This window comes from Lelliottia jeotgali, assembly GCF_977070485.1.
In genome coordinates this window covers 179,296-200,929 of sequence record NZ_CDRVFO010000004.1, presented here as the reverse complement: position 1 = coordinate 200,929, position 21,634 = coordinate 179,296, and the positions used below count along the sequence as shown (strand labels likewise).

Genomic DNA, 21,634 nt, shown 5'->3' with positions numbered 1-21,634 from the left:
CGGCGTTCGCGGTACAATCGCGCCCCCGATTGTTCCAAGGATCGCCGATGTCCGGCCTCGAACTCATCGCCGCCATCCTCGGCACCGCCGCCGTGTGGCTCACCGTCAAACAGAATGCCTGGTGCTGGCCGGTGGGCCTGGTCATGGTGCTCATTTATGGCTGGTTGTTCTTCGATGTGAAGCTGTACTCGGGCATGCTGCTGCAAGGAGCCTACGCGGTGTTGCAACTGTACGGCTGGTGGCAATGGAAACGCCCGGGCCGCGCCGAGGATGCTCGTGTGGTGTCGCACCTGCCCGGCCATGCGGTGCTCATCGGGCTGGCGCTCGGCCTGTTGCTCAGCGTTGCACTCGGCGCAGCCATGGCCTACTGGACCGATGCTGTCCTGCCCTGGCTGGATGCCACGCTGACCGGCTTCAGCCTGGTCGCGCAAGTGTGGATGGCGCAGAAACGCGTGCAATGCTGGCCGCTTTGGGTGGTGGTCGACGTGGTCTATGTCGGCCAGTACCTGCACCAGCAGCTGTATTTCACGGCCGGCTTCTTCGCCTTGCTGACCCTCATCGCCGTGCGTGGCTGGCTGGAGTGGCGCCATGACCCTGCGCTGCGGGCAAACGAGGTGCAGCCATGAAGGTCCTGGTACTGTGCGGCCCTGAGTCCACCGGCAAAAGCTGGCTAAGCGGCGAAATCCAGGCGCACTTTGGCGGTGTGGTGGTCAGCGAGTACGTGCGGTATTTCATCGACCAGCAATGCCGCGACACCTGCTATGCCGATATCACCCCCATCGCCCGCGGCCAGTTGGCCTGGGAGGACCAGGCCCGGGAGATGGCGCCGCCGTTGCTGATCCTCGATACCCACCTGCTCAGCAATATGCTTTGGAGCCAAGCGCTGTTCCAGGATTGCCCACCCTGGCTTGAACAGGCCTTGCTTGCACGCCACTACGACCTGCATCTGCTGCTCAGTCCGCAAGGGGTTGGCTGGGTTGCCGATGGCCAGCGCAGCCAGCCCGACCTGGCTGACCGCCAGGCATTCTTCGATGACAGCCTGCAATGGCTGCAGCGCCATCAGCAAAGGCTGGAAATCATTGACGGCCACTGGTCCCAGCGTAGCGCCTCAGCATTACGTGCCGTGCAACACCTGCTGCTGGGCACAACTGCGCACTGCCCCACCGAGTGTTAAACCGGTGATACACCTCGCTGGGCCTTGCCCCCCGTATTTGCGCACTTCCCCACCAATTGCGGGGGGAGTGTCAAACGGATGAGACATTGTTAAAAAAAGCGCTGCAGGCAACGTGCATAGAGGGCAAAACGGCAAGCGCCGGCGAATGTGTCTCAGCGCTGATACAACAACTTCCGGTCGCTCCCAGCTAATTTCTGCAACCCACTGAATTTATAGCCTTTTCCAAAAGCGGCACGCCTCCTGCTCTCCTCCTCGCAACGCTGAACTAGGCCAGCGCACGAAGAAGGAATCGCCGTCGTGAGCACACTGGATAAAGGCATTACCCGCCTCCTGTTTGTCGGTTGCGTATTGGGAGCAGGCATGGCGCTGCCGGTCCAGGCAGACAACGGGATCATCGTGATCACCCGCGATGTACAGCCTCGAATGGCGATACGTGCGCCACTGGCGCCCGACCCCAACCCCACTACCGCCAACGCCAACCCGTCCGCGTACGTGCTCAAACAGAGCACAGAATTGAGCGATGGCGACTTCGCCAACATCACCAGTGGCACGGGAATTTCTTCGCTGATTACCCAGCAGACCGACAATCTGGGCGGCAACATCAGCAACCAGAACCAGCTACCAAACATGGCAGCTGGTCGTGGCACAGGCTCCGGCAACGGAATTTCAAACATGGTCAACTCAAGCGTTCAGCGTGGCCTTGCCCCCCTGCAGATCCTTACCGGAGGCAAATGAGATGAGGCAGACGTTGTCTATCATGGCCACGTTGTTCAGTGTGTCGGCCCTCGCCCAATCCCCAGTCCCCGTACTCAACAATGCCACCATCGACAGCTCCGGCGCGCAATACCAAGGCAACTTCAGCGTAAACCAGGCCGCAGGCGACCGGCAGCAACAGGCCAATGCCCGGGCTTTTGCGATTGGCCACGGGGCTGATGCAACCACGCAGATTCGCCAACGCCAGCAGTCGATCGTCGATCCCAATATGGGAGCCACCGCCAGCATTCAGGGCGACGCCTTCAGCCATGGCAGCGGCGCTCTGGGGGTCAACCAGAGCGCAGGCGCCAGCACCCAACAGGCCAATGCCCTGCGCATCAGCATCAGTACACAACCGCAAAGCATCGATGACAGCGTCCTGTTGCAGCAGAACGTGGCGCTGATCAACAGCTCCGATCCAACTGATACCTCACCCGGCTATCGCCAGGTCACTACCGGTGACCAGGCATTCACCGGTAGTCGCGGGGTCATCCAGCTGAATCAGAGCGCCGGGGTGGGCAACCAGACGGCAAACACCCTGAGCGTACGGGTCGCAAACTGACCCAAACAGGTGAGAACAACACTTAACCTAAAAAGACGGAGAAACACCATGAAACCCTCGATGGCAATCAAGCCTCTGGTTTTCGCAATTGCTGCGGTCATGGCTGTTGCTGCACAAGCGGATCAGAACGACAGGCGTGGCAACGGCCACAACCACAACTACACACCACCGGCAAAAGCCGTGTACACCAGTGCCACTGCTGAAGCGACCGACATGCAGAGAAGCACTAACAACAGCATCCGCAACGAAGGCACCATCAACGAAGCCGAGATGAGCAGCTCCGGTACTGGCGCAAGTGGCAACGTGGGCGTCAACGTGGCAGCCGGTAACGGCAACCAGCAGGACAACGCCGCAGCAATCGCCAACACGTCATCTGACAATGCCGACATCGACAACAGCTTCGTCTTCGGCACTGCCACCGCAACCGCCGATGTTGTCCAGCGCAGCAACAATAACACCGTCAACAACTGGTCGACCCAAAGCTCCGCGGTCATGAGCGGCTCGGCTGATGGCAGCAGCGGCAACATTGGTATCAACGTGGCTGGCGGCGACCTGAACCAGCAGAAAAATACCATGGCTATTGCCAACAACAGCGCCGCTATCGGTAACTCGACCGCCAAAGCTTCAGCCGATCAGAGTGGCCCTGGCCTGGTAGTCAACAACCGCGCCGACCGCACCTATACCGTGGACACATTGACCTTCACCACCAGCAAGAGCGGTTCGTCCTCGCGTAGTGGCTCGTTCGATGCAAGCGTCGACAAGAGCTCCAGCTCGAGCTTCAGTGTGGCTGGCTCCAACAGCAGCAGCGCCAGCGGTTCGAAGAGCAGCAGCTCCAGCGGCTCGAGCAGCATGAGCGCCAGCGGCTCCAACAGCAGCAGCGCCAGTGGCACCAACAGTATGGCCGCCAGCGGCTCCAGCGGTTGGGATGCCAGCGGTTCGGCCAGCAGGGACCACAGCTCTTCGTCTAGTGCTTCGCTCAATGCATCGCTCGATGCAAGCGCTAACGGCAGCTCCTCCTCGTCCGAAACGTTTGGTCGCTTCGAGCGCTCTCGCAGCGCGGAGTTCGACGCCTCACTCAATGCCTCGCTTGATGCATCGGTCGATACCTCGCATGAGTCGGCCAGCAACTCGTCGTTCGACAAGTCCTACAACTCGTCCTTCGACAAGGCGTATGACTCTTCGTATGACCGTACCCGTGACTCGTCCTATGACAAGTCTCGCGATACCGCCTACGAGAAGGCACACGACTCGGCATGGGAAAAAGCAAGCGCTTCAGCCTACGAGAAAGCTGGCGAAAAAGCGTCGGAATCTTCGGACAGCATCTCGAAGAGCTTCAGCGAGTCTAGCGAGTTTGCACTGAGCAACACCGTGTCGTTCCAAGTGCTGACCCCGACCGGCTGGGCCAACCCTGTGACCAACACCGCGACCCTGAGTGGTTCGGTCAATGGTGGCAGCGGCAACCTGGGCGTCAACGTGGCAGCAGGTGTGGGCAACCAGCAAAGCAACTCGCTGGCCATCTCCAACACCTCGATGTAACAACTGCGGCCTGGAGGCCCCCTTCGGGGGGCCTCTTTCTAACAAGAGAAAACAGGGGGCGTCGAACATGCGCATGATCGCCTTGGCAGTGTTGCTGGGCATGGCCGGTGTCAGCGAAGCAGCCCAGATGCCATTGTCCGTGCTACCGGGTGGCGCGGTGATCTACAAACCCATCCAGAGCATCCGCGAACGCAAGTTCGCTGACCTGGTACAGCAGAAAACCGACTTCAGTTGCGGTGCGGCCTCACTGGCAACCATCCTGCGTCAGGCCTATTGGCTGGACGTCGACGAACAGCACGTAATAGAAGGCATGCTGGCACACGCTGACCAGGACCTGGTCCGCACCCAAGGCTTCTCGATGCTCGACATGAAGCGCTACGTGGAAAGCCTGGGCATGCGCGCTCGCGGCTATCGGGTAGCCCCGGACACCTTGCACAGTATCCGCATACCGGTGGTCGTGCTAATGGACATCCGCGGCTACAAGCACTTCGTAGTAATGCAGAAAGTCGACAAGGGCTGGGTATACATCGGCGACCCGGTATTAGGACACAAGCGCTTCAAGATCGATGACTTCGTCAAAGGCTGGAACGGCATCATATTCGCCGTCATCGGCCAAGGGTACGACAAGAGCAATATCCTGCTTGATCCGCCGCTGCCGCTGAGCGCCAAGAACCGTGTCAGCAACTTCACCCCGGTGCAGGACGCCGAGCTGATGGACTTCGGATTCATCCAAAGCGACTTCTTCTAACGACAATGGGCAAGAAGCTCCGGGAGCATCCCATGAAGACTTCAATCTGGCTGGCCGCCATTTGCCTGGCCGCCAGCCTTCCGACCCAGGCAGAAACGTTCAAACCGATCGAGTTGAAAGATCAGGAACTGGCCAACCTGCGCGGGCGCTACGTAATGCCTGGGCGCATCGTCAGCTTTGGCATCGTCATGACCAGCACCTGGCAGAACGCCAACGGTGAAGTGATCGGTGCAACCTCCAGCATGCAGATCCAGCAGTCGACCATCAAACCGCAGTTCTATGTATCGATGATCAATGAGAAAGGTACAGGCAGGCCGCAATCGAGCAGCGCCGGCACCGGTACCGTCACCGGCGGCGGTGGCCTGAACAGCACTGAAGGCGTAACCCAGGTCGTGCGTGCTGCCGGCGATTACAACACCGCCCATAACAATGTCGACATCAATGTCACCAAGGCCAACGAAGCGTCAGCGACACAACCCCATGGCCAGGCCCTGGCCGCAGGTACCACGCTGGTCGGCGCCAATGGCGCAGGCTCGCTGAGCGTTACCTCCAGTGGCCGCGGCGTGCAGCTGAGCATCATCGCCAGCAACAACCAGGGCAACACCGTGCAGCGCTTGGGCCAGGGCGGCCTCATGCAGAACACTACCCTGCTCGGCGCCAGCAACCGCGTCAGCAACCTGACGTCGCTCAATGTGGTGCTGCGTGACGCGCCCACAGCCGGATCGATGGCCCCAAACCTTGATCAGCTCAAAGGCCTTCGCAATCTTGGATACTGATCTACGCTCAGTCTCATCGTATGTAGTCAGAAGGGACGGCTAACCCATGCACCGTTTGTTGACGTTCAGAGTTATCGTTTGTTTGACAACCTTGGCCCCGGCCACTCTGCTACAGGCGGCAACCGACCCACAGGTCGAAACTCTCAAACAGGAACTGATGGCGCTCAAAGAGCGTTATGAAGCCCAACAGAACGCACTGATGGTACTGGAACAACGCCTGCGCCAGGTGGAGGAAGCGCCGAGAGCTCCAGCGCCCAAGCGCCTGACAAAGTCGCCCGCCGAGGGCGTCAAGGGTGGACAGACCGTGGCATCGGGCGCACCTGGGACCACCGGCAGTTCCTATGGCCAATCGCTGCAGGAAGATTCGGAGCCTGCGCAAAGTGTCTCCAACCTGTACGACGAAGCCAGTGGATTCTTCGGCGGCGGCAAGTTCAGTGTCGAAACCGGGCTGACCTACACCCACTACGACACGCGCGCCCTGACCCTCAACGGCTTCCTCGCCCTCGATTCGATCTTCCTCGGCAACATCAACATCGACCGCATCAAGGCAGACAACTGGACGCTGGACCTGACGGCTCGCTACAACGTCGATCAGCGCTGGCAGTTCGACATCAACGTACCCATTGTCTACCGCGAATCGACCTACTCTTCCGGCGGCGCAGGTGGAGCGGCCGGTGTCAGCTCCGATGGTACCGTTACCCGCGACCCCGCCCTGGGTGATATCAACGTCGGCGTGGCCTACAAGTTCCTGGATGAGTCGGAGAACTGGCCCGACGCAGTCGCCACACTGCGCATCAAGGCGCCCACTGGCGACGACCCCTATGGCATCAAACTCATCCCGGTTGCCGGGAATGACAACCTCGCTGTCCCTGAGGACCTACCGACCGGCAACGGTGTCTGGGCGATCACGCCCGGTATCTCGCTGGTCAAGACCTTCGACCCGGCAGTGCTGTTCGCCAGCCTGTCCTACACCTACAACATGGAGGACTCGTTCAGCGACATCAGCCCCACGGTCAACACCAAGGTGCCTGGTGACGTGAAACTCGGGGACTCCTGGCAGATCGGCGGCGGCATTGCGTTCGCCTTGAACGAGAAAATGAGCATGTCGTTCTCAGTCACCGATCAGTTCTCGAGCAAGAGCAAGATCAAACCGGACGGTGGTGACTGGCAGTCAATCACCAACAGCGACTACAACGCGGCGAACTTCAACATCGGCATGACCTTCGCGGCCTCCAACAACCTGACCATCGTCCCGAACCTTGCCATCGGCCTGACCGACGATGCCCCGGACTTTTCCTTCAGCCTGAAGTTCCCTTACTACTTCTGATGTCGGTGTAACCGGGCTCCCGGCGGGCCCGGCTTTTTTGGTGACCAACCTTGTAGTCAGCCGCTTTCATGACCCCGCCCTGCTATGATGGCGCACACATTTGTGACGTTTTAACGGCAATCAAGGAAAGTTTTCGTGAAAAACCTGCACGGCCATACGCATACCCGGCTCGTAGCCCTTGCGACCCTGGTAATGGTGATACCCCTGGCTGCGCGTACCCTGCTGGGTTGGTCCAACCCGCTGGGCTATCTATCGGACCTTGCCTTGGGCAGCCTGCTGGTGCTGCTGTTGCACCGCAGGCCCTGGTGGCTGGCAACGCCCGTGCTGCTGGCGTGGGCTGCATTATGGGTCGCCTCGGCAGAGTTGGTCAGTGCAGTGGGACGGTTGCCCACCAGTGCCGACCTGGGTTACCTGTTCGATACACAGTTCATGGAAAACTCCACCGACGGCGGACTTGCCAACACCTGGTTGCCTTGGGTCCTGGGCGCTGGCCTGTTGGTTTGGGCGCGCTCTGCCTGGCGCAGCCGCACAACGCCTGACGCACCACTGGGGCCCAAGGCGCTGGCCATACCGCTGACGCTGTTTGGTTTGCACTGGGGCGCTCAGCATCTGGCGCCGTCTGAAGCCGAACAGTGGCGCCAGTACAACCTTCCCCACCAGCTCCTTTCCGTCGGCGTCGGTACGTTGCAGCACAAGGCACTGAGCTGGGCCGGGCAAACGCAACCGATCACGCCCCTGCCCAGTGCCGGCCTTACCCAGTCCGACCTGAACGGCCAGAAGTTGGCAAGCGGCCGTGCCCGCAACCTGCTGGTGATCACCCTCGAAGGCATCCCAGGCGCCTATGTGCGGCCCAACCGTCAGGCCCTGCACAGCCGTTTTGACGAAAACCTGATGCCTAACCTCAGCCGCTGGGCGGAGCGTGGCATGAACACGCCAGACTACGTATTGCATACTCACCAGACGATTCGTGGCCTGTATGCGATGCTTTGCGGTGACTACGACAAGCTTGCCAACGGTACGCCAAAAGGTATGGAGCTGCTCACCCAGCACCAGCGCAACCAGGCTTGCCTGCCAGCCCAGCTGCGCCAAGCCGGCTTCACCACGCATTACCTGCAAGGTGCTGGCCTGCGCTTCATGGCCAAGGACCGCATCATGCCGCACATCGGTTTCGACTCGGTGCACGGCCTGGAATGGTTCAGCAACGAGAATTACCTGCAATTCCCCTGGGGCAAGGATGACCGCGCGTTTTTCGAGGGTGCGCTGGACTACGTAGGCCAGCTCAGGCAACAAGACCGCCCCTGGATGCTTACCCTGCTCACCGTGGGTACCCACCAACCGTATTCGGCGCCCGCTCAATACCTGGAGCGGCATGACACAGCCAAGCAGGCTGCGGTGGCTTATCTGGATGACGCAATCGGTGCTTTCCTCGACAACCTCGAACGCCAAGGCGTGCTGGAAGACACTCTGGTGGTAGTCACCTCCGACGAGTCCCACGGTATCGACGGGGTGCGTCTTGCCTCCTCTTGGGGCTTCAACCTGACCTTGGCCCCGGAGCAGGCGCAGCTACCACATATCAAACATGGCACCTACGGCCATATCGATCTGGCAACGTCCTTGCTCGATTATTTCGCCTTGCCAATACCCGCCGCCTTGGGCGGCCGCTCGCTTTACCGCAATTACGATACTGGTCGCGAGATGATTTCCTACACCAACGCGATGTTGCGCTACCACGATGGCCAGGGCGTGTTCACTGAGTGCGACTTCCAGCAGCGTTGCCGCCGCTATGCCAGCGAGGGCTTCATTGCCGAAAAGGCCAAGTACCTCGGCGCTGGCGACAGCCGACTCGGCGCTCAACTCGGCGCCCTCGCCGGCGTGCTCGACCAGTCCTTGCTGCAAACGCCGCTCAACCTGCGCTATCAGTTCGGCGGCCCCTCGCCCATCCAGCTGCAAGCGCGAATTCGCGATGACTGGGCCGATAACCTGATTGGCGCGCAGTACATGGAGATGCCTGGGGGTTCACGCACGCGGGTAAGGGTCAAGGTACGCGCACTCGACCCACAGCATGCCGCCTACATTCAACTCAAGGCCAAGGAACGGGAGCAGGATGTGCCACTGGGGCTGCCCGCAGAAATTCGCGTGACGGCCGCTGAACCGCTGGAGATGGAGTTCGGCTTCGACAACCCGACGCAGCGCAAGGCGTTTTCATTCCACCTGCTGGGCTATGGCGCAGGGGAAGTCGAAGTCAGCGATTTCAGTGTGATCACGGCGCTGCCAGGGGAAGATGAGACGGTCGAAGATGGTTCGCAGGGGCATATCGCCCAGTCGAGCTGATCGGCTCTCTGTCGCAGGCGGCTCCCAAGGTAGGCGCCGCTGCAAAAAGTTCAGCGGATCTGGTGCTTGTGCAATAGCCGATAAAACGTAGGGCGTGATATTCCGAGCACCTTTGCGGCAAAGCTCAGGTTGTTGCTGTGCCTGTTGAGCACATCACACAAAGCCTGACGTTCTGCCCGGTGCTTGTAGTCTTCCAGGGTACCCAACGGCAGATCTTCCTGTTCCAGCACATGCAGGCCAAGGTCTTGGGCCTCGATCTGTCGCCCTTCTGCCAGCACCAGCCCCCGACGCACCCGGTTGGCCAGCTCCCGCACATTGCCCGGCCAATTATGGCGGCCCATTGCAGCCAAAGCGTGATCACTGAATGTGCGCGGCCTGCGGCCTGTTTCCAGGCTATAGAAATGAGAAAAGTGGTTGGCCAGCATCGACAGGTCACCATGCCGGTCTCGCAGAGGCGCCGTCACCACCTGCAAGACATTTAGCCGGTAGTACAGGTCTTCGCGAAAGCGGCCTTGTTCGATGGCACGCTCCAGGTCCACGTGCGTCGCCGCCAGCACCCGCACATCGACCGGTATCGGCTGGCTTCCACCTACCCGTTCGATGTGCTTTTCCTGCAGAAACCGCAGCAAGTTAGCCTGTAACTCCAACGGCAGGTCGCCAATTTCGTCGAGGAACAAGGTGCCGCCATGGGCCGCTTCGATGCGGCCGACCTTGCGCTGGTGGGCGCCAGTAAAAGCTCCTTTCTCATGCCCGAACAGCTCCGACTGGATCAGGTGCTCGGGTATCGCACCGCAATTGATTGCGATAAACGGCTTTTCGCAGCGCTGCGATTGCCGATGCAGAGTACGAGCGACCAGCTCCTTGCCTGTACCGCTTTCCCCGCGAATCAGCACGGGTGATTCGGTTGGGGCCAGCTTGCCCAGCAGTTTGCGCAATTCGAGAATCGGTCGACTGTCGCCGAGCAACTCGTCCTTGAGGCCATCGATCGGCACCGCCCCCTTGCCTCGCAAGCGAGCCATGCCAAACGCGCGTCCCAACGTCACCAGCACCCGAGAGACATCGAAGGGCAAGGTATGGAAATCGAAGAACCACTCACAAACGAAGTCACCCACGTTCTGCATTCGCAGTTGTTCGGCGTTGAGTACCGCGATCCATTCAGTGTTGCTGCGCTTGATCATGTCCTTGACCGCATCGGGGTGTCGCAAATGCGAATCCTGCAAGCGCAACAGGCCGATATCGCAACGGTGCTCCAGCGCCAGGTCAAGGCTGCAACTGTGGACATCCCAACCGGCATTCTCAAGGCCCGGCAGCAAGCGGTGGCAATCGTCGCAGGGGTCGACGATGAGCAAGCGACGAAGGGATGCGGTTTCGTGCATGACCGTTCCTTGGCGCCAGATTATGGTTTTTTACGAGAAAACAGTAAGTTGCGGCGCCCATTTAACAGTAGCAACGAACTTGACGCTGCCCACTACCGTCTGTCCGCCCATTTCAGACGGTTCTCGGGCATTCGGGAATTTTTCATAATAAACGGCGTCACAGGCGGCGCAGGAAACAAAAACGTGTGCGTCGTAAAAAATTTTACTGCCACTGTGTGACTTCACCCCTAACTTGGAGCATCAGTACAAATAACCCCGCGCTGCGATTCGCCACAACCTGAAGCGATGGTGCAGTTACGCGGACTTGAATTTCGATGTTTGGGACCATAGAGAGACCGAACCATGAATGCCCCGCTCCGTGTCAACGAAGCACTGCTGATTGCCGACCACGCCTTCGAACCCTTCCAGTGCGTCGCCTGGGATGCACCCAATGGTACTGGTGAGCTGAGCCTGGCAGTGATCGACCGGACCAGCACCCGTATCGGCAGCAAGCAAGTGTCTTCGCGTATTTATTCCGACCCGGCCCAGTGGGCCAGCCTGATCGAGGAAGTGCGCGCCGAACTGTGCCAGAAAGGTTATGCCCTGCAACCCTGGTCGATGCCGAAGTAATATCAGAGTTTGCCTGCAAGTGCGTGTTCGGCACGCACTTGTGCAACTTCCCCGTGCCTCTCAGGCAACTTGCACAACTGCGACAAAGTGTCGCCCCGCCCTCGCGCAGTGCATCACTCTTTTAGCCTGAATTGCTCGATATGCTGATAGTGTGCTTGTAATTGCATGGCCAGTTGCCGTGCACGCCCCAGACGAACCGGCGCCATTTCCATGTCCACCAATAGTGTGGCACAGGGCATCGGCTGCAGATCATTTGAGCGCTGCAGACGTCCATCGGTGAATACCAGACAGCGCTGCTGCTCTTGCGGATGGGCTTTTTGCCGTGCCTGCAGCCAGCGTCTGCCCTGCTCCAGGGCTGCGATCAACGGCGTACCGCCGCCAGCACCCAATGCGTTCAACCAGGGTTGCAGTGACGCCGAGGCTTTCAGGCCGTGACGCTGCCACTGCGGTGCACCGCCGCTGGCGGTCAGCAAGGCTAGCCGGGCGCGCTGGCGATAAGCCTGGTCGAACAACTCTGCCAGCAGCCCTTTACTCTGTGCCAGTGCCTGGTGCCGGCGGGTGGAGGCCGAAGCATCGACGATCACCAGCCACAGCTGGGCAGCACTGCCTTGGCGCTGTTGCCAGCAAAGGTCCTTGGGCAGGCGTGGCCGCCCTTTGAGCAAAGTCGAAAGCCAGGCTACTCGGCCTTTCCCCGCCGCGCGCATGCGACCACGGCTGGCACCACTCAGCTTACCGACCCGGGGCAAGGCATCCGCCACTTTAGTGCCTGGCGGGCGGATGCTCAGGGCTTTTTTGCCCAGTTCGGTACCTCACGCCGGGCGCTGCTTGCCACAGGCTGCGCAGGCAGCGCGCCCCAGTCACCCTGCCCGCCCTGGCTATGTCCATCGCGCCCGCCTGCCACGGGGGGCGTGGAGGGTGGTGCCACCTCTGGCGGTACGCGGCGCCGATGGCGCAATGCAAATTCCGCGACCGCATCGACATCAAGCTCCTCGATCGCCTCGCCACCGCGCCAGGCACAATGGGCGCGGGCGGCACGTAGCCAGACCAGGTCTGCACGCAGGCCGTCGACCCCAGCGGCGAAACAGCGCTCGGTGATCCAGGCCAAGGCCTGATCGTCCAGCGCTATCGCTGCCAGCCCCTGACGCGCCGCGTGACAGCGTTCGCGCAACTGCGCCTGGGCAGCAGCCCACTGTTCACAGAACGCCAGGGGGTCGGTATCGAATGCCAAGCGACGACGAATGATCTGCTGGCGCGCTTCCGGCTCTGGCAGCCCGTCTAGCACCACGTTCAGGCCAAAACGGTCAAGCAACTGCGGACGCAACTCGCCTTCTTCGGGGTTCATGGTGCCGATCAGAACGAAACGGGCACTATGGCGGTGGGAAATGCCGTCACGCTCTATACGGTTGGTGCCGCTGGCAGCCACATCGAGCAAGAGATCGACCAAGGTGTCGGGTAGCAGGTTGACTTCATCGACGTACAGCACGCCGCCATCAGCCTGGGCCAGCACCCCTGGCGAAAATTGCGCCTTGCCCTGCCCCAGTGCCGCATCGAGGTCGAGCGTGCCGACCAGCCGTTCCTCACTGGCGCCCAGCGGCAGGGTGACGAACGGCCCCTCACCGAGCAGGTCGGCCAAGCCGCGAGCCAGGGTACTTTTGGCCATGCCTCGCGGGCCCTCGATCAGCACGCCGCCGATTTTCGGGTCGATTGCGGTCAGGCACAGCGCCAGCTTCAGGTCGTCTGCACCGACCACGGCCGCCAGGGGAAATTGCACGGGTTCACTCATTTCAAGCTTGTTCCTCGCCGTCGAGCAACTGCTCCTCAAGGGCTTCGCGGTAGTCACCAGGCGCTTCCCAGAGCCCGCGCTGCTGGGCCTCCAGCAATCGCTCGGTGAGGTCTCGCAAAGCCTCGGGGTTATGCTCACGCATGAAGTCGCGGGTCGCCGGGTCGAGCACATAGGCATCGGCCAGCGACTGATAATGATGGTCATCGATCAGGTGTGTGGTGGCATCGAAAGCGAACAGGTTGTCGACCGTCGCCGCCAGTTCGAAGGCGCCCTTGTAGCCATGCCGCTTGGCCCCGTCGATCCATTTAGGGTTGAGGGCACGTGCGCGAATGACCCTGTTCAGTTCCTCTTTGAGGGTGCGGATACGCGGCCGGTCGACCTGGCTGTGGTCGCCGTGATAGCTGGCCACCACCGCACCGGACAAGGTTTCGGACGCCGCCAGCATGCCACCTTGGAACTGGTAATAGTCGTTGGAGTCGAGCAGGTCGTGCTCATGGTTGTCCTGGTTCTGCAGCACCGCCTGGACCTGGCCCAGCCGCCTGGCGAACTGAACACGCGCCGGAGTGCCTTCGTCACTGCCACCGTAAGCGTAGCCGCCATGGTTGAGGTAAACCTCGGCCAGATCAGCCCGGCTATGCCATAGGCGGCCATCGATTGCATTCTGCACCCCGGCCCCGTAGGCGCCGGGCTTGGCGCCGAACACCCGCCAACCGGCCTGGCGTGCAGCCTGTTCGGCCTCCAAACCTTCAGCCTGCAATGCCGCTCGCTCGGCGCGTACTCGCGCCGCCAGGGGGTTGAGGTCTTCCGGTTCGTCCAGCGCAGCTACCGCCTGCACCGCCGCATCGAACAGGCGGATCAGGTTGCCGAAAGCGTCGCGGAAGAAACCCGAGACACGCAAGGTCACATCCACCCGAGGACGATCGAGCAGGCTCAGCGGCAGGATCTCGAAATCGTCGACACGCTGGCTACCGGTAGCCCACACCGGGCGCACGCCCATCAGCGCCATGGCCTGGGCAATGTCGTCACCGCCGGTGCGCATGGTTGCCGTACCCCACACCGAAAGGCCAAGCTGGCGCAGGTGGTCGCCGTGGTCCTGCAAATGGCGTTCGAGAATCAGGTTCGCTGAGGCGAAACCCAGGCGCCACGCAGTCGTGGTTGGCAGGTTGCGCACATCCACTGTATAGAAGTTGCGGCCCGTTGGCAGCACATCCAGGCGGCCGCGGCTGGGTGCTCCGCTGGGGCCGGCTGGTACGAAGCGCCCCGCCAAAGCTGCGAGAAGGCCATTGATCTCGGCCGCCCCGCAGGCGTCCAGATCTGGAGCTACCTGTTCCTGTAATGCCTGCACCACCTGACGTACCGGCTGCCATTGCATCTCGTCGGGCAATTGCAGAGTACCGCTCAAAGCTTGCTCGATCACCTGCAGTGCCAGCAACTCAAGGCGTTCCCGGCTGTCGCCAAAGGTACGCCACGGAGCGTCGCTGACGGCCTGCAGTCGCTCCGGACGCGGCCCCGCCCAGTTTTGCCCCAGGTCACAGTCCAAAGGGTCGAAGCCCAGCAACAAAGCCTTGGCGAGCGTGCGCAACAAGCTGGCGTTACCACCCCGACCATCACCGCGCTCGACCCGAAGCAAAGCAAGCAAGGTGTCGATGCGCAGGCGGGCTTGCGGAGACTGGCCAAATACGTGCAGGCCATCACGAATCTGTGACTCCTTGAGGTCGCACAGGTAGGTATCCAGGCGTGGCAGCCACACGGCGGCGTCGTCCAGTTGCCCTTCCAGCTGCAGCTCGCGGTCGATGTGGTTGGCCTTGACCAGCTCGAGGATGTCGCGCTGCAGTTCACGGGCGCGGCGCGGGTCGAGCATCTGCGCTTCGTAGAACTCGTCAGCCAGTTGTTCAAGATGGCGCAACGGGCCATAGGTTTCGGCTCGGGTCAGCGGTGGCATCAGGTGGTCGATGATCACTGCCTGCGTGCGGCGCTTGGCCTGAGCCCCCTCGCCCGGGTCGTTTACGATAAACGGGTAGATGTTCGGCAGCGGGCCGAGTAATGCATCCGGCCAGCACTGGTCAGACAGGCCGACGCCTTTGCCGGGCAGCCACTCCAGATTGCCATGTTTGCCCACATGGATGACCGCATCGGCGGCAAAGGCGTGGCGCAGCCAGAAATGGAATGCCAGGTAGCCATGCGGCGGAACCAAGTCCGGGTCGTGGTATACGGCACTCGGGTCGACCTGGTAACCGCGTGCCGGCTGGATGCCGACGAACGTCATGCCATAGCGCAGCCCGGCCACCATCAGGCGGCCGCTGCGGAACATCGGGTCCTGCTCGGGCGCCCCCCAGCGCTCCAGCACAGCCTGGCGGTTGGCTTCGGGCAGGCGCTCGAAAGCGGCCTGATAATCCGCCAGGCTCAGGCTCTGGGCGCAGGGGCGCTGGTCGAGGTGATCGAGATCGTTGGTGACGCCGCCGAGCAACTGGTGAATCAGTTGGGTGCCGCTGTCCGGCAGTTCGCCCAGCGGGTAGCCTTCAGCCTGCAGCGCCTTGAGAATATTAAGCGCCGCCGCAGGGGTATCGAGCCCAACACCATTGCCGATGCGCCCGTCCCGGGTCGGGTAGTTGGCCAGCACCAGCGCAACGCGCTTTTGCCCATTGGGCAGGCGCGCCAGCTCCACCCAGCGTCTGGCCAGCTCGGCAACAAAATCCATACGCTCCGGATGGGCGCGATAGCACACCACGTCAGACTGGCTGCGCTCGCTGCGCCAGGCCATGTCCTTGAAGCTCACCGGCCGGGTAATGATGCGCCCGTCCAGCTCGGGCAAGGCAATGTGCATGGCCAGATCGCGAGCGCCCAGGCCCTGCTCGCTGGCTTGCCAACCGGGTTGGTTGTCCTGCGCACAGATAGCCTGCAGCACCGGTATGTCGCGGCGAAACGGCCGCAGGTTGGGACGCTCCGGGCTGGACATGGCAAAACCCGTGGTATTGATCAGGACCTCGGCGCCCACTTCGTCCAGCCAGTTTTCGACCTGTTCCAGGCAGGCGCTTTCCTTGAGGCTGGCAACGGCGATCGGCAGCGGATTGAGGCCTGCCGCCTGCAGGCGCTGGCAAAACACGTCGATGAACGCGGTATTGGCTGCCTGCAGGTGCGAACGGTAGAACAGTAGCGGCGCTACCGGGCGCTCAGGTCTCCACTGGCCGAACCAGTCCTGGAGCGTCGCATTGGGGATGCATGGGTGATACACCGACGTGCGTGGCAACGGTTGCGGTGCATCCCAGGCGTAATCGCGGCCCAGCCACTGACTGGCCAGGTAATTGAACAGGTTGACAGCGTTGGCCTTGCCGCCTTGACGCAGGTAATGCCAAAGGTGCTCGGCTGGCTCCCCAGTGACGGTGCCAAGCCCGGTCAGCTCCGGATCGGGGCGGTCGTCACCGGGCACCAGGATCAATTGCACGCCGCGTGAAGCCAGGTCGACCAGCTGTTCCACCCCATAGCGCCAGTAGCCGACGCCACCGTGCAAAGACACCAGGACAACCTTGGCGTGGCGCAGCACCTCGTCGACATACAGGTCGACGGAGGCATGGTTCTGCACCTGCATGGGGTTGGCCAGGCGCAGGCTGGGGTAGTCGTCTGGCAGTTGCTCGGCGGTTTCGGCGAGCAATGCCAAGTGCGAGTCGCCGCTGCAGAGGATCACCAGCTCGGCGGGTGTCTGGCCGAGGTCGGCGATGCTGTCGTCCGGCACGAAGCCGCCGGGCTGGGTCCGCAGCAAGTGCATGGGTCAGGCGCCCAGAGCCTGGCGCAGACGCGCTTGCAGATGCGCGGCATCAAGGTCCTGGCCGATCAGCACAAGGCGGGTGATGCGTGGTTCGTCGGCACGCCAGGCGCGGTCGAAGTGCTTGTCGAAACGGGTGCCTACACCCTGCACCAGCAAGCGCATGGGCTTACCGGGAATGGCCGCGAAGCCCTTGGCACGGAGGATGCCGAACTCCACCACCAGTTGGGTCAGGGCATCGAGCAGCAGCGCTTCGTCGGCCTCTGGAAGGTCGATGGAGATGGAGTCGAAGGCATCATGATCGTGGTCGTCGTGGTCTTCACCGTCGTGATGCGAATCATGGTGAGTGCGGCGGCTATCGATGTGCGCCTCGGACTCTGCCCCAACGCCCAGCAGCACGTTCAGCGGCAGGCGGCCGCTGCTAGCCTCGACCACCTTGACCGCAGGCGGCAATTCTTCGGCCACTTCGGCGCGTACTTGCGCCAGGCCTTCGGCCCCGATCAGGTCGGCTTTGTTCAATACCACCAGATCGGCACTGGCCAGTTGATCGGCGAACAGTTCGTGCAGCGGCGACTCATGGTCCAGGTTGGGGTCAAGCTTGCGTTGGGCGTCGACCTGGTCTGGGTAGGCGGCGAATGTACCGGCGGCTACAGCTGGGCTGTCGACCACGGTAATAACCGCGTCGACGGTGCAGGCGTTACGGATTTCAGGCCACTGGAAGGCTTGCACAAGGGGCTTTGGCAGTGCGAGGCCGCTGGTTTCAATGAGGATATGGTCGAGGTCGCCACGGCGGGCCACCAGTTCACGCATGACCGGGAAGAATTCTTCTTGCACGGTGCAGCATAGGCAGCCGTTGGCCAGTTCGTAGACGCGGCCGCTGGCCTCTTCTTCGGTGCAGCCGATGCTGCACTGTTTGAGGATTTCACCGTCGATGCCGAGCTCGCCGAACTCATTGACGATGACTGCGATGCGTCTGCCTTGGGCGTTGTCGAGCATGTGCCGGAGCAAGGTGGTCTTGCCCGAGCCGAGGAAGCCGGTGACGATGGTGACGGGGAGCTTGGCCAGTGTTTTCATGTCGCGTTGCCCTTGGCAGGATGGCGCGGGCATGCGGGACGAAAGCCGCGGCCAGGCCGGCCGGGCTCGTTCGCCACCGGATCACCCCGCCCGGTTGATAGTCGAAAACGTTGCGAGGCAGGTCTCCTGGCTTGCACCGTTGCGGCCCTTTCAATCACGGGGCTGGCGGGATGACGCCTTCCCGCGCCTGGGCGCAGTGGCTATGTCGATCCGTTACCGGTGCTTACAGTTGCGGGGGCAGCCGCGGCTTGTACCGCGTTCCCGTCTTAGCTTCGGCCTGGCCGAAGAACCTCGAAGCGGCAAGGCTACGCGGGGGGTGGCGGGTGGTCAACTGTTGGCGTGCACCACCCACGCCCTCTCCAATTAACCCTGCTGTTGCTCTTGCTCTTGCTGTTGCTCTTGCTCTTGCTCTTGGTGTTGCTGTTGCTGTTGCTGTTGCTTTTCTAGCGCGCAAGTACAGGCACCACAGATTGCGACGTCAGGAGGCCGAGCGCAGGTGGATATGCCCGCCTGAATAAAAGCCCTCGCATGAGCTTTTGGCTTCTGGCTAGCGGCTAGCGGCTAGCGGCTAGCGGCTAGCGGCTAGCGTGAATATCCATTGGCCGTGGCGGCGCTGAATCACCTTTCCGCCCTTACGGCGGGTCCCTTTTTGTCTTGGCAAAAAGGAACCAAAAACCGCCCGCTCCCATCATCCGGCCCCTACGCTTCGCTTCGGGGTTCCCTCGCTCCGGCCTTGCTCCCAGGAGGACCGCGCTCACGGCCCATCCATGGGCCGAAGCGCTTGACGGGCATCCATGCCCGTCACCTCCCTCCGCAAGACCTGCGCTCGGCCTCCTGAAGTCGCAATCTGCGGTGTCTGAACTATCGCGTTCTGAAAAGCAAAAGCAAAAGCAAAAGCAAAACAACGGCAACGGCAACGGCAACGGCAACGGCAACGGCAACCAAACAATGACCTGCGATAAGGCCTGCGATTGACGCAAACCCTGCCCCGTGCTCTCCTTGCACCTTGCGTTCAGGTGCCCCCTCTGGGGGTGAAACGGGAAACCGGTGCGTCGCAGGCCCTCGATCAGGGCCGGACAATGCCGGTGCTGCCCCCGCAACGGTAAGCGAGCGAAGCGTCTAGACCACTGTGCCACGTCGTACGGCATGGGAAGGTGACGCTTTACCAGGAGCCCTGCTCCTCCTCGCAAGCCCGGAGACCGGCCTGGCGTTCATGAACACCCCGCGGTGGGCGGGCGCTGTCGCATTTCCCTGGGCCACTCAAGCCCGGGGTCGCCGCGCTTGCCTGTTGCTCAATCAGCACAATGCCCTAAAAGCAGAGGAACGCGTCATGCCCGTCACCAGCGCCAAACACGGTATCGCCACCCCCGTCACCCTCAGCCAGCGCGTGGTCATCGCCACCGCTGCCAGTCTGCTGGGCCTGTGCCTGATCTACTTTGCCGGCTTCTCACACATCGAAGCCGTGCACAACGCTGCCCACGACACCCGCCACAGCGCCGCATTCCCTTGCCACTGAGACCGCCCCATGATCAAGCGCATTGCCCGCACCGCCGGGTTCAGCGGTCTGCTCGCAGCCTTGTTGTTGACCCTGCTGCAAAGCTTCTGGGTCGCACCGCTGATTCTTGAGGCGGAAACCTATGAATCGGCAGCCCCGAGCGCCGAGCATCACAGCCACGATACCCAGGCAACCGTTGGGCATGAACATGCTGCGGCGCACGAACACAGTGCAGATGCGTGGTCGCCGGAGCACGGTTGGCAGCGCATCCTCTCCACCACCGGTGGCAACCTGGTCGTAGCCGTCGGTTTCGCTCTGATCCTTGCCGCGCTGTACAGCCTGCGTGAGCCCAATCGCGTCACCACCGGCGCATTATGGGGCTTGGCAGGGTTCGCCGTGTTCTGCCTGGCACCCACCTTGGGCCTGCCGCCAGAGCTGCCAGGCACCGCGGCCGCAGACCTCGGCCAGCGCCAAAACTGGTGGATTGGCACCGCCGCCGCCACCGCGTTGGGGCTTGCATTGCTGGTGTTCGCTCGTCATTGGCTGCTCAAGGCCCTCGGGGCCGTACTACTGGTAGTGCCGCATCTGATCGGTGCTCCGCAACCCGAAGTTCATCAAAGCCTGGCCCCAGAAGCACTGGAAACCCAATTCAAGATCGCTTCGTGGGTAACCAACGCTGCCTTCTGGCTGGCTCTGGGCCTGCTCAGCGCCTGGCTGTACCGCCGCTCCAGCCAGGCTTGATGGCAAGCCAATCCCCACTGCCGGCGCTGTACGCCGGCTTTGGTTGCCGCCGGGGTTGCCCGGTGGAGGTCCTCGACGAGCTGCTGCACCAGGCACTCTATAGCCACGGGCTGACGCTAGCGGCGTTGCGAGGCATCGCCAGCATCACGTCGAAAGCCGACGAACCGGGCCTGCAACAGCTCGCCGAACGTCACAACCTGCCACTGCTGGTGTTCGATGCCTCACAACTGCAGGCATACGAGCCGCAACTGAGCCACCGCTCTGCGGTAGCATTCGCCCACAGCGGTTGCTGGGGCGTCGCGGAGAGCGCAGCCCTGGCCCTGGCCCATCATGAACGCGGCAACGCCGCGCTTGTGGTAACGCGGCAAACGCTAGGCGCCGCTACCCTCGCCCTCGCCTGCGGCGGATAATTGCTACATCCATTCACCTGCAAGGATTTTCCATGACGGTCTACTTCATCGGCGCCGGCCCTGGCGACCCGGAATTGATCACAGTCAAAGGGCAGCGACTGATCCGTCAGTGCCCAGTGATCATCTACGCCGGCTCCCTGGTGCCCGCGGCAGTGCTCGAAGGGCACCAGGCCCAGACCCTGATAAACAGCGCCGAACTGCACCTGGAACAAATCATGGACGCCATGCACGCGGCCCATGAAAAAGGCCAGGATGTCGCCCGTGTTCACAGTGGCGATCCAAGCTTGTACGGCGCCATCGGCGAGCAGATCCGCCATCTGCGTGAGCTGGGCATCGACTACCAGATCATTCCGGGTGTAACCGCTACCGCCGCCAGTGCAGCGTTACTGGGCTGCGAGCTGACGCTGCCTGAGGTGGCGCAGACGGTCATTCTAACCCGCTACGGGGACAGCTCGCCCATGCCGGCAGGCGAGCAACTTCGCGACCTGGCACGTCATGGCTGCACCTTGGCGATCCACCTCGGCGTGAAACACCTGGCTCGAATCGTCGATGAACTTCTCCCCCACTATGGCGCAGACTGCCCGGTGGCCGTGGTTCACCGGGCCACTTGGCCCGATCAGGACTGGGCACGGGGCACGCTCGACGACATCGTCGGGAAGGCAGCCGCCAAGGGTTTTCGTCGCACTGCACTGATCCTCGTCGGGCACGTGCTGGGCGATGCTCCGTTCGCTGAATCAGCCCTTTACCGCGCCGGGCATGCGCACCTCTATCGCCCGGGCAGTTGAACATTGCCAAGCTGATACAGGCCATAGCAGACTCCAGGCTTCATCCCGCGGACCGGAGTCGCGCCCATGCTGGAACTACGCCCCAATTGCGAATGCTGCAATACTGATCTGCCGGGCGATAGCCCTGACGCGCTGATCTGCTCATTCGAATGCACGTTCTGCAAAAGCTGTGCAGAAACCCGCTTCCATGGCCGCTGCCCCAACTGCTCAGGTCAATTGGTCACACGCCCCACCCGGGTAGGCACGGCCTTGGGCAACAACCCGCCTGCCACTGGGCGCGTGCTCAAGCCTCACGCCCCCTGCGCTTAAGAGACTGCAGCCCCAAGCATCGCCGAAAATGACCCGGCGATGCTTGTTCTCAGGCGATTTTGTAGGACTTTTCAACAATATCACC

At 61.9% G+C, this 21,634-nt stretch carries 20 protein-coding genes and 2 riboswitches; of the genes, 15 read left to right on the top strand and 5 right to left on the bottom strand.

The genetic code is table 11. The features are described 5' to 3' along the window. Positions 1 to 47 precede the first annotated feature (47 nt). The 9 genes from pnuC (at position 48) to ACW4TB_RS08020 (ending at position 9,207) form a co-directional block, all read left to right on the top strand. Positions 48 to 626 (top strand): nicotinamide riboside transporter PnuC, encoded by a 579-nt coding sequence (gene pnuC, locus ACW4TB_RS08060; RefSeq protein WP_012314610.1) that lies wholly within the window; start codon positions 48 to 50, stop codon positions 624 to 626. Beyond that, on the top strand, positions 623 to 1,174 hold the full coding sequence (locus ACW4TB_RS08055; protein ID WP_012314611.1) for an AAA family ATPase: 552 nt from the start codon (positions 623 to 625) through the stop codon (positions 1,172 to 1,174). The genes pnuC and ACW4TB_RS08055 overlap by 4 nt, the downstream gene beginning before the upstream one ends. A gap of 297 nt (positions 1,175 to 1,471) precedes the next feature. After that, on the top strand, positions 1,472 to 1,909 hold the full coding sequence (locus tag ACW4TB_RS08050) for a hypothetical protein (protein ID WP_042111495.1): 438 nt from the start codon (positions 1,472 to 1,474) through the stop codon (positions 1,907 to 1,909). A gap of 1 nt (position 1,910) precedes the next feature. After that, a complete protein-coding gene (locus tag ACW4TB_RS08045) occupies positions 1,911 to 2,489 on the top strand; it encodes a hypothetical protein (protein ID WP_012314613.1) in 579 nt (192 codons plus the stop codon). A 48-nt stretch (positions 2,490 to 2,537) separates the two neighbouring features. Beyond that, a complete protein-coding gene (locus tag ACW4TB_RS08040; RefSeq protein ID WP_012314614.1) occupies positions 2,538 to 4,025 on the top strand; it encodes a hypothetical protein in 1,488 nt (495 codons plus the stop codon). 67 nt (positions 4,026 to 4,092) lie between these two features. Next, complete coding sequence (locus tag ACW4TB_RS08035; RefSeq protein ID WP_012314615.1) at positions 4,093 to 4,773, top strand: C39 family peptidase; 681 nt, start codon at positions 4,093 to 4,095, stop codon at positions 4,771 to 4,773. Between the two features lie 32 nt (positions 4,774 to 4,805). After that, positions 4,806 to 5,549 (top strand): hypothetical protein, encoded by a 744-nt coding sequence (locus ACW4TB_RS08030; protein WP_254465839.1) that lies wholly within the window; start codon positions 4,806 to 4,808, stop codon positions 5,547 to 5,549. Positions 5,550 to 5,595: 46 nt separating this feature from the next. Further along, complete coding sequence (locus ACW4TB_RS08025) at positions 5,596 to 6,876, top strand: transporter (RefSeq protein WP_012314617.1); 1,281 nt, start codon at positions 5,596 to 5,598, stop codon at positions 6,874 to 6,876. 135 nt (positions 6,877 to 7,011) lie between these two features. After that, positions 7,012 to 9,207, top strand: a complete 2,196-nt coding sequence (locus tag ACW4TB_RS08020) for an LTA synthase family protein (protein WP_012314618.1) — start codon at positions 7,012 to 7,014, stop codon at positions 9,205 to 9,207. 50 nt (positions 9,208 to 9,257) lie between these two features. On the opposite strand, the gene ACW4TB_RS08015 is transcribed toward ACW4TB_RS08020, so the two are convergent. Further along, complete coding sequence (locus ACW4TB_RS08015; RefSeq protein ID WP_012314619.1) at positions 9,258 to 10,583, bottom strand: sigma-54 dependent transcriptional regulator; 1,326 nt, start codon at positions 10,581 to 10,583, stop codon at positions 9,258 to 9,260. Positions 10,584 to 10,925: 342 nt separating this feature from the next. On the opposite strand from ACW4TB_RS08015, the gene ACW4TB_RS08010 reads away from it, so the two are divergent. Next, complete coding sequence (locus ACW4TB_RS08010) at positions 10,926 to 11,192, top strand: hypothetical protein (protein ID WP_012314620.1); 267 nt, start codon at positions 10,926 to 10,928, stop codon at positions 11,190 to 11,192. A 113-nt stretch (positions 11,193 to 11,305) separates the two neighbouring features. On the opposite strand, the gene ACW4TB_RS08005 is transcribed toward ACW4TB_RS08010, so the two are convergent. From ACW4TB_RS08005 to cobW, 4 genes are read right to left on the bottom strand one after another with little or no spacing between them, the layout of a single operon-like run. Further along, positions 11,306 to 11,950 carry a vWA domain-containing protein gene (locus tag ACW4TB_RS08005; RefSeq protein ID WP_455842938.1) on the bottom strand — a complete coding sequence of 215 codons (645 nt, stop codon included), beginning with the start codon at positions 11,948 to 11,950 and terminating at the stop codon, positions 11,306 to 11,308. A gap of 23 nt (positions 11,951 to 11,973) precedes the next feature. Beyond that, positions 11,974 to 12,975: an ATP-binding protein gene (locus ACW4TB_RS08000; RefSeq protein ID WP_279931230.1), complete on the bottom strand. Its 1,002-nt coding sequence runs from the start codon at positions 12,973 to 12,975 to the stop codon at positions 11,974 to 11,976. A 1-nt stretch (position 12,976) separates the two neighbouring features. After that, positions 12,977 to 16,738 (bottom strand): cobaltochelatase subunit CobN, encoded by a 3,762-nt coding sequence (cobN, locus tag ACW4TB_RS07995; protein WP_279931228.1) that lies wholly within the window; start codon positions 16,736 to 16,738, stop codon positions 12,977 to 12,979. A 3-nt stretch (positions 16,739 to 16,741) separates the two neighbouring features. Next, complete coding sequence (gene cobW / locus ACW4TB_RS07990) at positions 16,742 to 17,809, bottom strand: cobalamin biosynthesis protein CobW (RefSeq protein WP_279931226.1); 1,068 nt, start codon at positions 17,807 to 17,809, stop codon at positions 16,742 to 16,744. 99 nt (positions 17,810 to 17,908) lie between these two features. Then, a riboswitch (cobalamin riboswitch) is annotated at positions 17,909 to 18,118 on the bottom strand. Between the two features lie 688 nt (positions 18,119 to 18,806). Then, positions 18,807 to 19,031: riboswitch (cobalamin riboswitch) on the top strand. Positions 19,032 to 19,139: 108 nt separating this feature from the next. Here cobW and ACW4TB_RS07985 point away from each other — a divergent pair. The 5 genes from ACW4TB_RS07985 (at position 19,140) to ACW4TB_RS07965 (ending at position 21,549) form a co-directional block, all read left to right on the top strand. Further along, positions 19,140 to 19,325: a CbtB domain-containing protein gene (locus ACW4TB_RS07985; protein ID WP_241803538.1), complete on the top strand. Its 186-nt coding sequence runs from the start codon at positions 19,140 to 19,142 to the stop codon at positions 19,323 to 19,325. A gap of 9 nt (positions 19,326 to 19,334) precedes the next feature. After that, positions 19,335 to 20,045, top strand: coding sequence for a CbtA family protein (locus tag ACW4TB_RS07980; RefSeq protein WP_279931221.1), 711 nt, complete (start codon positions 19,335 to 19,337; stop codon positions 20,043 to 20,045). Continuing rightward, entirely contained in the window at positions 20,045 to 20,455 is a 411-nt protein-coding gene (locus ACW4TB_RS07975) for a cobalamin biosynthesis protein (RefSeq protein ID WP_455842937.1), read from the top strand. Before ACW4TB_RS07980 ends, ACW4TB_RS07975 begins: the two co-directional genes overlap by 1 nt. Before the next feature lie 32 nt (positions 20,456 to 20,487). Beyond that, positions 20,488 to 21,240, top strand: coding sequence for a precorrin-4 C(11)-methyltransferase (cobM, locus tag ACW4TB_RS07970; protein WP_279931219.1), 753 nt, complete (start codon positions 20,488 to 20,490; stop codon positions 21,238 to 21,240). Positions 21,241 to 21,306: 66 nt separating this feature from the next. Further along, complete coding sequence (locus tag ACW4TB_RS07965; RefSeq protein WP_012314630.1) at positions 21,307 to 21,549, top strand: DUF1272 domain-containing protein; 243 nt, start codon at positions 21,307 to 21,309, stop codon at positions 21,547 to 21,549. Positions 21,550 to 21,634 lie beyond the last annotated feature (85 nt).